12 protein-coding genes are annotated in these 14673 nt (G+C 68.8%); 3 read left to right on the top strand and 9 right to left on the bottom strand.

The features are described from left to right. Window positions 1-11: 11 nt before the first annotated feature. The 5 genes from L942_RS23825 to pdhA all read right to left on the bottom strand — a co-directional run bounded on the left by L942_RS23825 (window position 12) and on the right by pdhA (window position 6200). On the bottom strand, window positions 12-1946 hold the full coding sequence (locus L942_RS23825; protein ID WP_106965005.1) for an ABC transporter ATP-binding protein: 1935 nt from the start codon (window positions 1944-1946) through the stop codon (window positions 12-14). 20 nt (window positions 1947-1966) lie between these two features. Further along, window positions 1967-2533: a TetR/AcrR family transcriptional regulator gene (locus L942_RS23830; protein ID WP_037364370.1), complete on the bottom strand. Its 567-nt coding sequence runs from the start codon at window positions 2531-2533 to the stop codon at window positions 1967-1969. 109 nt (window positions 2534-2642) lie between these two features. Continuing rightward, on the bottom strand, window positions 2643-3962 hold the full coding sequence (locus L942_RS23835; protein ID WP_037364371.1) for a dihydrolipoamide acetyltransferase family protein: 1320 nt from the start codon (window positions 3960-3962) through the stop codon (window positions 2643-2645). A gap of 16 nt (window positions 3963-3978) precedes the next feature. Next, a complete protein-coding gene (locus L942_RS23840; RefSeq protein ID WP_037364373.1) occupies window positions 3979-4971 on the bottom strand; it encodes an alpha-ketoacid dehydrogenase subunit beta in 993 nt (330 codons plus the stop codon). Further along, complete coding sequence (pdhA, locus tag L942_RS23845) at window positions 4971-6200, bottom strand: pyruvate dehydrogenase (acetyl-transferring) E1 component subunit alpha (RefSeq protein WP_037364375.1); 1230 nt, start codon at window positions 6198-6200, stop codon at window positions 4971-4973. Before pdhA ends, L942_RS23840 begins: the two co-directional genes overlap by 1 nt. 360 nt (window positions 6201-6560) lie before the next feature. On the opposite strand from pdhA, the gene L942_RS23850 reads away from it, so the two are divergent. Then, window positions 6561-7982, top strand: a complete 1422-nt coding sequence (locus tag L942_RS23850; RefSeq protein ID WP_037364378.1) for a M20/M25/M40 family metallo-hydrolase — start codon at window positions 6561-6563, stop codon at window positions 7980-7982. Between the two features lie 45 nt (window positions 7983-8027). Here L942_RS23850 and L942_RS23855 read toward each other — a convergent pair whose 3' ends face one another. Then, window positions 8028-9041, bottom strand: a complete 1014-nt coding sequence (locus L942_RS23855) for an ABC transporter substrate-binding protein (RefSeq protein WP_037364380.1) — start codon at window positions 9039-9041, stop codon at window positions 8028-8030. A 62-nt stretch (window positions 9042-9103) separates the two neighbouring features. Between L942_RS23855 and L942_RS23860 the strand changes: the two genes are divergently transcribed. Next, a complete protein-coding gene (locus L942_RS23860) occupies window positions 9104-10120 on the top strand; it encodes a FecCD family ABC transporter permease (protein ID WP_037364382.1) in 1017 nt (338 codons plus the stop codon). Further along, window positions 10117-11097: a FecCD family ABC transporter permease gene (locus tag L942_RS23865; protein ID WP_037364383.1), complete on the top strand. Its 981-nt coding sequence runs from the start codon at window positions 10117-10119 to the stop codon at window positions 11095-11097. The genes L942_RS23860 and L942_RS23865 overlap by 4 nt, the downstream gene beginning before the upstream one ends. Here the strand turns inward: L942_RS23865 and L942_RS23870 are convergent, their stop codons facing one another. From L942_RS23870 to L942_RS23880, 3 genes are read right to left on the bottom strand one after another with little or no spacing between them, the layout of a single operon-like run. Continuing rightward, complete coding sequence (locus tag L942_RS23870) at window positions 11098-11940, bottom strand: transglutaminase family protein (protein WP_037364384.1); 843 nt, start codon at window positions 11938-11940, stop codon at window positions 11098-11100. Further along, window positions 11937-12884 carry an alpha-E domain-containing protein gene (locus tag L942_RS23875; protein ID WP_037364443.1) on the bottom strand — a complete coding sequence of 316 codons (948 nt, stop codon included), beginning with the start codon at window positions 12882-12884 and terminating at the stop codon, window positions 11937-11939. Before L942_RS23875 ends, L942_RS23870 begins: the two co-directional genes overlap by 4 nt. A 15-nt stretch (window positions 12885-12899) precedes the next feature. Then, the gene (locus tag L942_RS23880; RefSeq protein WP_037364385.1) at window positions 12900-14561 is read right to left on the bottom strand and encodes a circularly permuted type 2 ATP-grasp protein; all 1662 of its coding nucleotides are present in this window, start codon (window positions 14559-14561) and stop codon (window positions 12900-12902) included. Window positions 14562-14673: the final 112 nt, after the last annotated feature.

The following is a 14673-nucleotide window of genomic DNA, read 5'->3' on the forward strand; positions in this document are numbered from 1 at the left end:
CCCCAAGATAGTCACTTCAAGTACGCCTCCGCTTGCAGTGTGAACAATTCCGCGTATCCGGCGTCGGCCGCCATCAGCTCTTCATGCGTTCCGTATTCCGCGACTTTCCCGTGGTCCAGCAGCAGAATCCGCTCCGCTTGACGGACCGTCGAGAACCGGTGCGAGATGTACAGCGTCGTCCGCCCGCGCGACAACGTGTGCAGCCGGTCGAACAGGTCGTGCTCGGCTTGGGCGTCCAGCGCGGACGTGGGTTCGTCGAGGATCAGGATCGGAGCCTCCCGCTGGAAAGCCCTGGCCAGCGCGATTTTCTGCCATTCCCCGCCGGACAGCGACACGCCCTGGTCGAACCACCGGCCGAGCGGGCTGTCGTAACCGGTGGGCAGCCGGGCGATGCGTTCGTCGGCTCCGGCCCGGCGGGCGGAATCCTCGATGTGCTCGCGATCGGTGAGCCGGTTCAGGTCGCCGAGGCCGATGTTCTCCGCCGCGGTGCCTTGGTAGGTCACGTAATCCTGGAACATCGCGCTGATCGTGGTGCGCAGTTCGACCGGGTCGTACTCGCGGATGTCCACGCCGTCCAGCAGGATCCGGCCCGCGGTCGGGTCGTACAGCCGGCACAGCAGCTTGAACAGGGTCGACTTGCCCGCGCCGTTGCGCCCCACGACGGCGACCGTCTCGCCGGGGCGGATTTCGAAACTGACCCCGTGCAGTGCCGGCTCCTCCGCGCCCGGGTAACTGAAGCTCACCGACTCGAACTGAATGTGTCCTTCCACAGTGGACGGAAGCGGTCGCGGTTTCGCCGGCGCGGTGATTTCCGGTTTGGTGTCGAGGAATCGGTACAACGTGTCGAGGTAGAGATTGTTCTCGTACATCCCGGAAAACGCGGAGAACAACCCGGTCACCGAGCTTTGCACGGACGTCGCCGCAGCGGTGTACAACGCCAGATCGCCCAACGTGAGCCGTCCGCCGACCGCTTCCAGCGCGATGTACAACGCGATCGCCGAGCCGACCAACGTGCTCAGCAATCCCCAGGACGTCGAGCTGACGTTCCGTTTCACCGTCAGCTTTCGCTGCCGTTCGTAGGCCACCACACCCAGCTTCCGGAACCGGTCCACGAAGTACGGGCCGAGGCCGAACAGCTTGGTCTCCTTGGCATACGTGTCCGTTGTGACCAAAGAGGACAGATAGTCCATCCGCCGTTTGATCGGCGACATCATGAACGTGAGCCAGAACGCCCGCGAGCCGTATTTCGACTGCGAGATGAACGCCGGGATCGGGGCCAGCAACGCGACCAGCGCGAGCAGCGGGCTGATCGACACCAGCAAGGCGATCATGCTGGCGAAAGTGATCAGCGTCCGGATCAGGCCGAGCGCTGAGGTCATCATCGACAACGGACGCGTCGGCGCTTCCTGCGCGGCTTGGCGGAGCATGTCGTACGACGTCGAACCCTCGAAGTACGCCAGGTGCAGGTCGCTCGCGTGCCGCATGACCTGGTGCCGGATGGTGAGCGTCATCCGTTCCTGCAGCAGGGATTGCGCGATCGTGGTGATCGCGCTGCTGATCGCGGTCGCCGCCAGCACGGCGAACTGGAACACCGTGATGCGCACGATGTCCGCGGTCGTCCCGCGATGCTGGATGGCCGCGACCACCGAGTCCAGCAGGATTTTCGCGACGTACGCGGTGACCGTCGGCAGCAGCCCGGACGCCAGCGTGACCACCGCGAGCAGGATCGTCAGCGTCGGGCTCGCCTGCCAGGTCAGCTTCACGACCTTCGGCAGACCGCGGACCGTGCCGGCCACTGATGTGCGCATTCGCGACAGCCGCGCCCGCAGGCCTTTCGGCTGTTCCGGCTGCTCCGGTTCTGGAATGTCGACCGGCCCGGTGAGACCGCTGTCCGGCACGGATTGCGCCATCCGGCGGCGACCCCGGCGGCCCAGGACCATCTCGATCCCGCCCCCACCGCCGGGGATCACGCCAGCACCGAACCGTGCAGGAAGACGTCGATGACCTCGTCGGTCGTGGGAGCGCCCGGCATCTGGCGGGCTTGCGTGAACAGCAGCGCCAGGAACAGCGACGCGGCCTTGTCCACCGGCAGCCGCAGCCGGGCGGCGTCCGGGACGAACAACTCCCGCACCGCGCGCTGCATCGCCTCGAGGGACTCACGGCGGCTGTCCCCGGTCACCGACTTGCGGTTGCGCGCCTCCTCCGCGCGCGGCCGCCCCTTCACGGCCGCGGCCATCACCGCGCCCATCCGCCGCAGGTGCGCGTTCATCGCCTCGGCGGCCTCCGCCAGCCGCTTCTCCAGCGGCAGCTCAGCCGGGATCTCCCCGATCATCTCCAACGCCTCCGCCGGATCGAGCGCGGCTTCCACGCACGCGTCGAACAGTTCGTCCTTGTCCTGGAAAACCCGGAAGATGGTGCCTTCGCCAATCCCGGCGGCGCGGGCGATCTGCGCGGTCGTGACCCCGCGGCCGTGCTCGACGACCAGCGGAAGCACCGCGCGGACGATCATCCGCCGCCGGTCGTCGGGCGCCATCCCCGGCGCTCTTTTCCTCGTCTCCATGCGCCCCACGGTACGGAGTGAGTGCTCACTCCGTCAACGCGATAAACGCAAGGCCGTGCCCGCGTGGACACGGCCCTGTCGTTTAGTACGTGATCGCGACCGCCGGATCGGCGAGCAGCGCGCCGACGTCGGCGAGGAACTCCGACCCCTGCTGCCCGTCGACCACCCGGTGGTCGAAGCTCAGTGACAGCTGCATCACCTTGCGCACCTTGATCTCGCCGTCGACCACCCACGGGGTGTCGCGGATCGCCCCGACCGCCAGGATCGCCGACTCGCCCGGGTTGATGATGGGCGTGCCGGTGTCGACGCCGAACACGCCGACATTGGTGATCGTGAACGTGCCGCCCAGCATCGCCGCCGGCGTGGTCTTGCCCTCGCGCGCGACGTCGGTCAGCTCGGTGAGCGCGACCGCGAGTTCCTTGAGCGACAAGGAATCCGCGTCCCGGATCTTCGGCACCACGAGACCGCGCGGGGTCGCCGCCGCGATGCCGAGGTGCACGTAGTCCTTGTAGACGATCTCCTGCGCGGCCTCGTCCCACACCGCGTTCACGTCCGGCGTACGCTTCGCCGCGAGGCACACGGCCTTCGCCGCGAACGCCAGCGGAGTGAGCTTGACCCCGCTGAATTCGCGCGACTTCTTGAGCTTCTCGCGCAATTCCATCATCGGCGTGACGTCGACGGTGAGGAACTCCGTGACGTGCGGAGCGCTGTAGGCGCTCTGCACCATCGCGGCCGCGGTCGCCTTGCGGACGCCCTTGATCGGCACACGCCGTTCGCGAGTGGCCGGGTCGTAGCCGGAGTCGACAGTGGACGCCGCAGGTGCGGCGGATCCGTTGGCGGCGCGCTGGACGTCGTCGCGGGTGATCACGCCGCCGTCGGCACTGCCGGTGAGCGAACGCAGGTCGACGCCGAGGTCCTTGGCCAGCTTGCGCACCGGCGGTTTGGCCAGCGGGACGTAACCGCCACGCGGGGTTTCCGCCACCGGCGCGGGTGCGGTCGCCGCGGGAGCCGGAGCAGGAGTGGCGTTCTTGCGGGCCCGCCGGGTCGTCCCGGCCGCCTTGGAGCCGTAGCCGACCAGCGGCTTCATCTCCTCCTCGGCGGGAGCTGCGGGGGCAGCCGAAGCCGCGGGCTCCGCGGCGGGCGAGGCTTTCCCGTCCGGATCCACGTCCACGGTCAGGATCGGCGTCCCGACCTCGACGGTCTGCCCCGGTTCCACGTGCAGCTCGGTGACCACGCCGGCCCACGGGATCGGCAGCTCGACCGCGGCCTTCGCGGTCTCCACCTCGACCACGATCTGGTTGACCGTGACCTTGTCGCCCGGCTTGACGCGCCAGGCGATGATGTCGGCTTCGGTGAGCCCCTCCGCCGTGTCCGACAGGGGGAACTGTTTGTACTCGGGCATTTCTGAAGGAACCCCCTTACCAGGCGAGAGATCGGTCGACAGCGTGCAGGACCCGGTCGAGGTCGGGGAGGTAATGCTCCTCGAGCTTCGCAGGCGGGTACGGCGTGTCGAATCCGGTCACGCGCAGGACAGGGGACTCCAGGGAGTAGAAGCATTCCTGCTGGACCCGGGCGGCGATCTCCGAGGTCAGCGAGGATTCCGACGGCGCTTCGCTGACCGCGATGAGCCGTCCGGTCTTGCGGACCGACTCGAACACCGGCCCGAGGTCAAGCGGCGAAAGCGTGCGCAAGTCGATGACCTCCAACGACTTGCCCTCGGCCTCGGCGGCCGTGGCGGCGTCGAGCGCCACCTTCACCGACGGGCCGTACGCGACCACCGTGGCGTCCGTGCCCGCGCGCACCACGTGCGACGAGAACACGCGCGACGGCGCGGCCGACGTGTCGACCTCCATCTTCAGCGCGCCCGAGTGGTACAGCTTCTTGGGCTCGAAGAAGAGGATCGGGTCGTCCGAGCGGATCGCCTCCTGGATGCCCCAGTAGGCGTCGACCGCGTTGGAAATCGACACCACCTTGAGGCCGGCGATGTGCGCGAACAGCGATTCCGGCGACTCCGAGTGGTGCTCCACCGCGCCGATCCCGCCGCCGAACGGCACCCGGATCACCACGGGCATCTTGACCTTGCCCTGCGTGCGGTAGTGCAGTTTCGCCAGTTGCGACGAGATCTGGTCGAAGCCGGGGAAGATGAACCCCTCGAACTGGATCTCGCACACCGGCCGGAATCCGCGCACGGCGAGGCCGACCGCGGTGCCGATAATGCCCGATTCGGCCAGCGGCGTGTCCAGCACGCGCTGCTCGCCGAAGTCCTTCTGCAGTCCGTCGGTGATCCGGAAAACGCCGCCGAGCTTGCCGACGTCCTCCCCCATGATCAGGACCTTCGGGTCCTCCTCCATCGCGCGACGGAGACCGAGGTTGAGCGCCTTGCCGATGGTGAGCTTCTGCAGATCAGTCATCAGTGCTCACCTGCCGCGGCAAAACCGTCGAGATAGGACAGATACTCCTCGCGCTGCGCTTCCAGCACCGGCGAAGGTTCCGCGTACACCTGGGAAAACACCCGGTCCGGCGGCGGCTCCGGCATGTTGAACGTGTAGTCGCGCAGCTCCGCGGCGAACTGGTCGGCCTCGGCCTGGACGCTGTCGAAGAAGGCCTGGTCGGCGTGCCCGCCGCGGGCCAGGAACGCGCGCACGCGCTCGATCGGGTCCTTGAGCTTCCACTCCTCCAGCTCGTCGGAGAGCCGGTAGCGAGTGGGGTCGTCGGTGGTGGTGTGCGCGTCCATCCGGTAGGTGAACGCCTCGATCAGCACCGGGCCATTGCCGTGCCGGCATTCGTCGAGCGCCCACCGGGTGACGGCGAGGCAGGCGAGGACGTCGTTGCCGTCCACGCGGATGCCGGGGAAGCCGTAGCCGCGGGCACGCTGGTAGAGCGGCAGCCGCGACTGGCGTTCGGTCGGCTCGGAAATCGCCCACTGGTTGTTCTGGCAGAAGAAGACCAGCGGCGCGTCGTACACCGCGGCCCAGACGAACCCTTCGTGCACGTCGCCCTGCGAAGTCGCGCCGTCACCGAAGTAGCAGATGGTGGCCTCGTCAGTGCTTGATGGAGAACCGTCGCCGTCGGTGTTTCCAACCCTGCCCTCGAACTTCTGGCCCATCGCGTAACCGGCCGCGTTGAGCACCTGGTTGCCGATGACGATGGTGTACGGGTGGAACCGGTGAGCCTGGTAGTCCCAGCCGCTGTGGTCGGTGCACCGGAAGATGCCGATCAGGTCGCGCATGTCGACGCCGCGCGTGTACGCGACGCCGTGTTCGCGGTAGCTCGGGAACGCCATGTCCTGCGGCTGCAGTGCGCGTCCGGATCCGACCTGCGCGGCTTCCTGGCCGAGCAGCGGCACCCAGATGCCCAGCTGCCCCTGGCGCTGCATCGCGTTGGCCTCGCGGTCCGCGCGGCGCACCAGCACCATGTCGCGGTAGAGGTTTTTCAGCGTTTCGTCGTCGACGTCCTCGACGTAGCGGTCGAATCGCTCGGACGGGACGCGCTGGCCCTCGGGGGTGAGCAGCTGAGTGAGCTCAGCGCCACCTTCGCTTGTCGCTCGCAAACCGGCGATCACCTGTTCGGGGGAAGGCTGGGCCGCTACGGCGGCCGGGCCGTCTCCAGGTTCCGGGTGCGTCCACTGTTCGGACGGCATGAGCTGTTCTCCTCGGTGTCGGCGCCGCGAGCGGCCGCTTGTGGCGGCCACAGCGACTGCACCGGCGGGGACCGGCTCCTCGGGTCCGAGGCTCCCGGCCACCGTCGGCGTTGACGGTTCGTGGCCACATCCTGGCACGAGAATTGCTCCGATGGAGAGCGGCCTTTGCTGATTTGTTGCTGAGAAAACCTCGCTGAACAGGGGAAACGCTTGGAAGCCCGAGTATGGGAGAGGCGATGGTCGGGCGGCCATCCCGGGCCCTACCTGCCCTCGGGAGCGGCGTCGCCGGTTCTCCCCGGACTGAGCACTCGCGACGTTCAGTCGGACCGGTGACGTCGGTCACCGTGGCAAGATGGCGCTGTGGAACAAAAATCCGTACGCGAATCCGTGGTCTCGACGTGGATCAACGACGTCACGCCGAGCCTGTCCGGTCTGATCGCGATCCCCGCGCTGTCCCCGGCGTTCGACGCGGACTGGGCGTCGACCGGGCATCTCGCCGCCGCCGTCCAGCACGTCAAGGGCTACCTCGAAGGGCGCGACCTGCCGGGCGCGCGGATCGAGGTCGTCGAGCTGGAAGGCCGTTCCCCGCTGTTGTTCGTCGACGTGCCGGCCACCCCGGGCGCGACCGGCAAGGGCACCGTCTTGATGTACGGCCACCTGGACAAGCAGCCTCCGGTCGGCGGCTGGTCCGAGGGCCTCGACCCGTGGACGCCGGTGATCCGCGACGGGCGGCTGTACGGCCGCGGTTCGGTGGACGACGGCTACTCCGGGTACGCGGCCAGCACCGCGGTGGAAGCGGTGCACGCGGCCGGCGGCGAGCACGCGCGAATCGCGCTGCTGCTGGAAACCGGCGAGGAATCCGGCAGCCCGGACCTGCCCGCGTACCTGGAGCACCTGAGCACGCGGCTCGGCGAAGTCAGCCTCGTCGTGTGCCTCGACGCGGGCGGCATGGACTACGAGCGGCTCTGGCTCACCACCAGCCTGCGCGGCATGGTGCACCTGACGGTCACCGTCCAGCTCCTCGCCACCGCGCAGCACTCCGGCCTGGCCAGCGGCGTCGTCGCCAGCTCGTTCCGGGTGCTGCGGCAGCTGCTGGAGCGCATCGAGAACGCGGAAACCGGCGAGATCAAGCTGTCCGAGCTGAACGTCGAGGTGCCGGCCAGCCGTCTTGCCGAGATCGAAGCGGTCGCGGAAGTGGCTCCGGAGGCACTGCGCACCGCGTTCCCGTTGGTGAGCGGCGGAAAGACGGTGTCCGAGGACGCGCTTGAGCTGTTGCTGAACAACTACTGGCGGCCGACGCTGTCGATCATCGGCGGCGAAGGGCTTCCGAAGCCCGCCGAAGCCGGCAACGTGCTGCGGCAGAGCACCACGCTCACGCTCAGCTTCCGCCTGCCGCCCACGGCGGTCGCGGAAGACGCGCTGGCGGCGATCAAACGTGCGCTCACCACGGACGTCCCGTACGGCGCGAAGGTCACCATCGCCGACGACCAGCAGGCGGAGAACGGCTGGAACGCGCCCGAGGAAGCCCCGTGGCTCACCGACGCGCTGCGCCGGGTCGACGACGAGGTGTTCGGCCGTCCGCACCGCGCCGCGGGCATGGGCGGGTCGATCCCGTTCATGGGCCTGCTCGGCGAGAAGTACCCGGAGGCGCAGTTCCTGGTCACCGGTGCGTGCGGAGCGGATTCGAACATCCACGTGCCGGACGAGTGGCTGAACCTGGACTACGCCCAGCAGGTCACCGAAGCGGTGGCGCACCTGCTGGACGCGCACGCCCGCAGCTGACGTTCCCTCGTGAGCGCCTGCGCCGGTTAGAACCGGCGCAGGCACTCACGAGAACTTGGCCAAGGCGTCGGCGACCCGGGTCTGCTCGGGTGCGAACCGCTGGTAGGAGAACGGCGTCTCGTTGTTCCACGGGATCAGCCTGCCCGCCTTCACCGCGGGCAGCTGTTGCCAGGTCGGGACGCCGCCGAGCCCGTCCGGGCCGAGCGACAGCGAACCGCCGCGCGAGTCGTACATGATCACGTCGGCGGAGTACTTCCCGACGTTCTCCCAGCTCACCTGCTCGTAGTAGCCGCCCTGGCTCTCGTCGGGCTTCTCCGGCAGGACGAAGTGCATCCCCTTGTCCTGGTAGTGCTTCGAGGTCGCGAACTTCGCCGGGTTGGCCACGTACACCGTGTCCTTCTGCGCGGAGAGCAGCACGACCTTGAGCCCGGCCGTCTTCTTGACCGCTTCGGCGAACTTCGCGTCCGCGGCCTCGTACTTTTCCTTCGCCTGCTGGATTTCCGGCGTCGCGACGTTCGCGCCCAGCGCCTTCGCCAGCGCCTCGAACTTCGCGATCCCCTGCGGCATCGCGATGTCCTGCAGTCCAATGCCGACACTCGGCGCGGCCTTGTCCACCTTGTCCGCGATCGTGTCCGGCACGTACCACATCTGCTGCTTCAGGTACATCACGCTGACCAGCAGCTGCGGGTTCAACGACACGAACTTGTCGAAGTTGAACTCGTTCCAGACGTTGCCCAGCGAGGTCACCGACTTCAGGTCGATGCCGCCGGCCTGCGGGTCGGTCTTGCCGTCCGGGAGCCGAGACGGGCCGAAGATGCCCACCGATTTCACGCCGAAGTCCCACAGCGCGGCCGCCGCGGTCACCTGCGCGACGATCCGCTCCGGACGCGGGCCTTCGAGCTTGCGGACGCGGTCGTCGGTGAACGACCACGTCGCGCCGCCGCCGGAAGCCGGCTGGTCGTCTTGGTACCCGCAGGCGCTCAGCAGGCCGAGGGTGCCCGCGGCTGCGGTGCCGGCGAGAAAACCGCGGCGGGACAGCCGCGCCGGGGAGAGGGTCATCGGAACTCCGGAGGATCGGGTGCGGTACGGCCTGAGGTTAGCCTTGCCTTAGGGTGAATGCCATGGTCCTGCTTGGGGAGCGCGTCACATCCCGGCGCTGGGGCGTCCGCGCGACAGTCCTGGTGGCGGCGCTCGTCGCCCTGGTCGCGGTGGTGGTGCTGTCCATCGCCTTAGGCTCCAACCGGTTGCCGCTCGGCAGCGTCTGGCACGCGTTGTTCTCCTACAGCGGCACCTTCGAAGACGTGGTGATCCGCGACGACCGGCTGCCGCGCACGCTGCTCGGGCTGGCTGTCGGCGTCGGGCTCGGGTTGGCTGGCGCGCTGTTGCAGGCGATCACGCGCAACCCGGTCGCCGACCCGGGTCTGCTCGGCATCAACCACGGCGCCGCGGTCGCGATCGTCCTGGGCGGCGCGGTGTTCTCGGTGTCCTCGCCGCAGCAGCTGGTGTGGTTCGCCTTCTTCGGCGCATTGGCCGGAACGGTCCTGGTCACGGTGATCGGCGGCTCGGTGAGCCCGCTGCGGCTGGTGCTCGCGGGGGTCGCGGTGCAGGCCGTGTTCGTCGGGATCAACCAGGGCATGCAGATGATCAACACGCACAGCCTCGACCAGATGCGGTACTGGCTCGTCGGGTCGCTGGTGAACCGGGACCTCGACAGCCTCGCCGGGCTGCTGCCGTTCTTCCTGATCGCGGTGGTGCTCGCCGGAGTGCTCGCCCGGCCACTCAACGCAGTCGCGCTCGGCGACGACAGCGCGCGCGGTCTCGGCGCGAACCCGGCGCTGACCCGCGCGGCCGGCATGGTCGCGGTCGGCTTGCTGTCGGCGACCGCGACCGCGGCGTGCGGGCCGATCGCCTTCGTCGGGTTGATGATTCCGCATGTGGTGCGCGCGCTGGTCGGGCAGGACGAACGGTGGGTGCTGCCGTTGTCCGCGCTGCTCGGACCGGTGCTGCTGCTCGGCTGCGACGTGCTTGGCCGGTTGCTCGGCGGCAACGGCGAAATCCAGGTAGGCGTGATGACCGACGTGATCGGCGGCCTCGCCTTCGTGATCGTGGCGCGGCGGCTGAAGGCGGTGCGGCGATGAGGACGTGGGTGGTCGTCGGACTGTTGACCTTGGCGGCGGCGGTGCTGCTGGTGCTCGCCGTGGGCACCGGCGATTACGAGATGTCGCCGCTCGAAGTGCTGCGCACGCTCGCCGGATCCGGCACGAAGGCGCAGTACCTGGTGGTCACCGGCCGCCTGCCGCGCGCGTTGGTGGCGATCTTCGTCGGCATCGCGCTCGCGCTGGCGGGCACGGTTTTCCAGACGGTGACCCGCAACCCGCTCGGCAGCCCGGACATCATCGGCTTCACCACCGGCTCGGCGACCGGCGGGATCATGATGATCCTGCTGTTCGGCGCGGGCCCCGGGCTGGTCTCGGTCGGCGCGGTCGCGGGCGGCCTGCTCACCGCCCTGCTGGTCACCGCGCTGTGCGCGCCGCACGGTTTGCTCAGCTCCCGGCTGGTGCTGCTGGGCATCGCGGTGAGCGCGGTGCTGGGCGGGGTGAACAGTTACCTGCTGGTGCAAGCGAAACTCGAGGCCGCGGCACAAGCGGTCGGCTGGCTGACCGGTGATCTGGCGGGCCGTGACTGGAACTACTTCATTCCGCTGTGCCTGGCCGTCGTGGTGCTCGCGCCGTTCCTCTTCGTGCACCAGCCCGCGCTGCGCATGCTGGAAATGGGCGACGACGCCGCGGTCGCCGTTGGGGTCGCGGTGCCGCGCGTACGTGCGGTGGTGCTGTTGGCGGCGGTCGCGCTGGCTGCCTCCGCGACCGCCGCGGCCGGGCCGATCCCGTTCGTCGCCCTTGCCGCACCGCAGCTCGCGCGCCGCCTGACCCAGCGCCCCGGACCGAACCTGCTCGCCTCCGCGGCGATGGGCGCGGTGCTGGTGCTGGCGGCGGACTTCGTGGGCCAGCGCGTGCTGGACGCTTCACTCCTGCCAGTGGGCGTGGTCGCGGCCGCATTGGGCGGCGGGTACCTGCTGTGGCTGCTGGCGGTTTCGCGCCGCCGCCAGACCGCGTGACTACGCCATCCGAGTCAGTTCCACTGAAACATCCAAAGTGGACTGACTGGCTCCGGTGAAGATGCCCTTCAACGGAGCCACATCCGCGTAGTCCCGGCCGGTCGCCACCCACACGTGCCGCGGTCCGACCGGGATCGCGTTCGTCGGGTCGTGCGCCCACCAGCCGCCGGTCCACACGTCGACCCAGGCGTGGCTTTCACCCTCCACCTTCTCGCCGAGCTTGGCCTCCGGCTTGGTGTGCAGGTACCCCGAGCAGTACCGCGCCGGAATGCCGATCGCCCGCAGCATCACCAGCGAAACGTGCGCGAAGTCCTGGCACACGCCCTCGCGCGCCCGCCACGCATCGGTCGCCGTGCTGTGCACGCCGGTGGTGCCGGGTTGGTACTTCAACTGCTCGTTCACCCAGCCGCAGATCGCGAGGACCGCGTCCGCCGGGTCGAGTCCTTTGCGCAGTGCACGGGCCTGTTTGGACAGTTCCTGGTCGTTCGGCGTGTACGGCGTCGGCGTCAGATATTCCGTGCGCTGATCGCGGACGGTCTCGCTCTTCAGGTCCTTCCACGTCGCCGAGCGCACCGGTTCCGCTTCGTCCGCGGTCTCCACCACGGACGTCGCGAGCACGGTGAACTCGGTGTGCGGCGCGTGCAGGTCGAACGACGTGACGTCGGTGCCCCAGTAATCGGTGTAGCGATAGGCCCGGGTGGCCGGGGTGGTTTCGATGCGCGTGGCCAAAGTGGTCTGCCGCCGGTCCGAACGCGGGGTCAGCCGGGCCTCGTTGTACGACTGGGTGGCCGGCGTCGCGTACCGATAGCCGGTGCGGTGCGTCACCCGCAGTTGCCAGCTCACAGAGACACCTCCGCACCGCTCCACGCCACCCACGGCGACGTGTGGAAGTACTGAATGGACACTGCTTCCCCGACTTCCTTGATCGCTTCCTGCAGTCCGCGCAGCCGTCGCGGCAGGTCGTCCAGCAGTGCCGCGGGGTGGAGGAATTCCAGTTCGCTGCGGGCTCGGCCGAGCAGCCGGACGGCCTCGGACTTTTCGTTGCCTCGCGCGTTGATTCCCGGATCCAGCTGACGCAGGCAGTCCTCCGCTTGGCGCAGCGCGTGGAACACCGAACGCGGGAAAAGCGTGTCCCTCAGCAGGAATTGCACCACGCGCGCCGCGTCAAGTGCGCCGCGGTTCGTCCGCAGGTACGTGTCCTGCGCGCCGGCGGAACGAAGCACGGTCATCCAGCCTGGCGAGGAGGCGCGGTCGGACACTCGTGAAAGCAGCAAGCGCACCACCATGTCCGCGCGTTCGACCGATCGGCCGAGCACCAGGAACAGCCAGCCGTCGTCCCGGCTCATCGTGGAATCGGCGAGCCCGGCGAACATCGCCGCCCGTTCCTCCACAAAGGACAGGAAGGCGTGCGGTCCGGCGCGGCGGGCGTACCGCTGGCGGTCCGGGACCGCGTTCCACGTCGCGTTCAGGCACTCCCAGAGTTCGGTCGAGACCACCTCGCGCGCGCCGCGGGTGTTCTCCCGGGCGGAGTTGATCGAGCCGACGATGGACGACGGATTGTCCTGCGCGTAGGCGACCAGCTCGGTCAGCTTCCACACGTCGAGCGCCTCGCCCGCGTCGAACGGAATGCCGAGCACGGCGAGCAGCTGGCGGCTGACGTGGTCCGGATCGACGCTCGCGTCTTCCAGCAGCTGATGCACCGAGACGTTCAGGATGCGGGAGGTGTCGTCGGCGCGTTCGACGTAACGGCCGATCCAGTACAGCGACTCCGCGTTGCGGGCCAGCATCATGATTTCCCTCCCTCAGCTCTGCTGTTGCTGTTGTTGCTGCTGCGACGTGGAAAGTTCCGGACCCTGCTCCGCGGCGACACCGTCCACAACGGACACGTCGCCGAGCGCGGGCCGGTCGAGTTCCTGCTCCGAGGTCGAAGACCGCGACGCGAGCACCCAGGTGTCTTTCGAGCCGCCGCCCTGCGACGAGTTGACCACGAGACTGCCCTCGGGCAGTGCGACCCGGGTGAGCCCGCCGGGCAGCACGAAAATGTCCTTGCCGTCGTTGACCGCGAACGGCCGCAGGTCCACGTGCCGCGGCGCGAGCCGGTCGTCCACCTTGGACGGAACGGTGGACAGCTGCACCACCGGCTGCGCGATCCAGCCGCGCCGGTTCGCGCGCACCTTGCGGCGCAACGCGTCGAGCTCCTTTTTGGACGCGTCCGGGCCGAAGACGATGCCGTATCCGCCGGAGCCCTCGACCGGTTTGATCACCAGTTCGTCGGCGTGCTGCAGGACGTAGTCGAACTCGTCGGGCAGCCAGCAGCGGTAGGTGTCCACATTGGGCAGAATCGGCTTCTCGTTCAGGTAGTAACGCACCATCTCCGGCACGTAGGTGTAGACGAGCTTGTCGTCGCCGACGCCGTTGCCGACCGCGTTCGCCACCACCACGTTGCCCGCGCGGGCCGCGTTGAGGATGCCGGCGACGCCGAGCACCGAGTCCGGCCGGTGGTGCACCGGGTCGAGGAAGTCGTCGTCGATCCGCCGGTAGATGACGTCGACTTGCCGTTCGCCCTCGGTGGTGCGCAGGTAGACCACATTGTCGCGGCAGAACATGTCGCGGCCTTCGACCAGCTCCACGCCCATCAGCCGGGCGAGCAGCGAATGCTCGAAGTAGGCCGAGTTGTAGACGCCCGGAGTCAGCACGACGACCATCGGGTCCGCGACGTTCGGCGCGGCCGCCGCTCGCAGTGCGCGAAGCAGATGTGACGCGTAGTCACCGACCGGCCGGACCCGGTGCCGCGCGAACAGGTCCGGGAACACGCGTGCCATCGTGCGGCGGTTCTCCATCACGTAGGACACGCCGGACGGGTTGCGAAGATTGTCCTCCAGGACGCGAAAGGTGCCCTCTTCGTCGCGGACGAGGTCCACTCCGGACACGTGGATCCGCACGCCGTTGGGCGGTTTGATCCCGTACGCCTCGCGGTGGAAGTGCTCGCACGAGGTGATCAGCCGGCGCGGGAGCACGCCGTCGCGCAGGATCTGCCGGTCGCCGTAGACGTCGGCGAGGAACGCCTCCAGCGCGCGGACCCGCTGGGTCACGCCGCGTTCGAGCCGGGTCCATTCAGTCGCCGGGATGACGCGGGGCACGAGATCGAGCGGAAACGGCCGTTCCTGGCCGGACAGCGAGAACGTGATCCCCTGGTCCACCATCGCCCGGTCCAGCGCCTGCGAGCGGTTGGTGAGGTCGCTGGCGTCGAGCGCGGCGATCGAGCCGTACAGCGCCCGGTACGGGGCGCGGACCGTGCCGTCGGGCGCGAACATCTCGTCGTACGCGCCGGCGTGCGGCCGCTCCGGGGCGAGGTAGCCGTCGAACTGCGCGCCGGGCCGGGCCGCGCGGCGGCCTTTCACCGTTCGCGCACGTCGTCCGGCTGGCGGCAGCCGGGGTCCGGGGTTGCTGTTCATGGGGGACATCCTGGCTTACCGCGCCGGGCGGCCGGGACACCCGTCTTCCGGCAAGTCCTGTGCGAAACTTCCCCGTGACGCAGCAGTGCTGGGCATACCCGCTCGCGAGTGGCAATATGCC

It is taken from the genome of Amycolatopsis orientalis DSM 43388 (assembly GCF_000411975.1).
GTDB lineage: Bacteria > Actinomycetota > Actinomycetes > Mycobacteriales > Pseudonocardiaceae > Amycolatopsis > Amycolatopsis orientalis_D.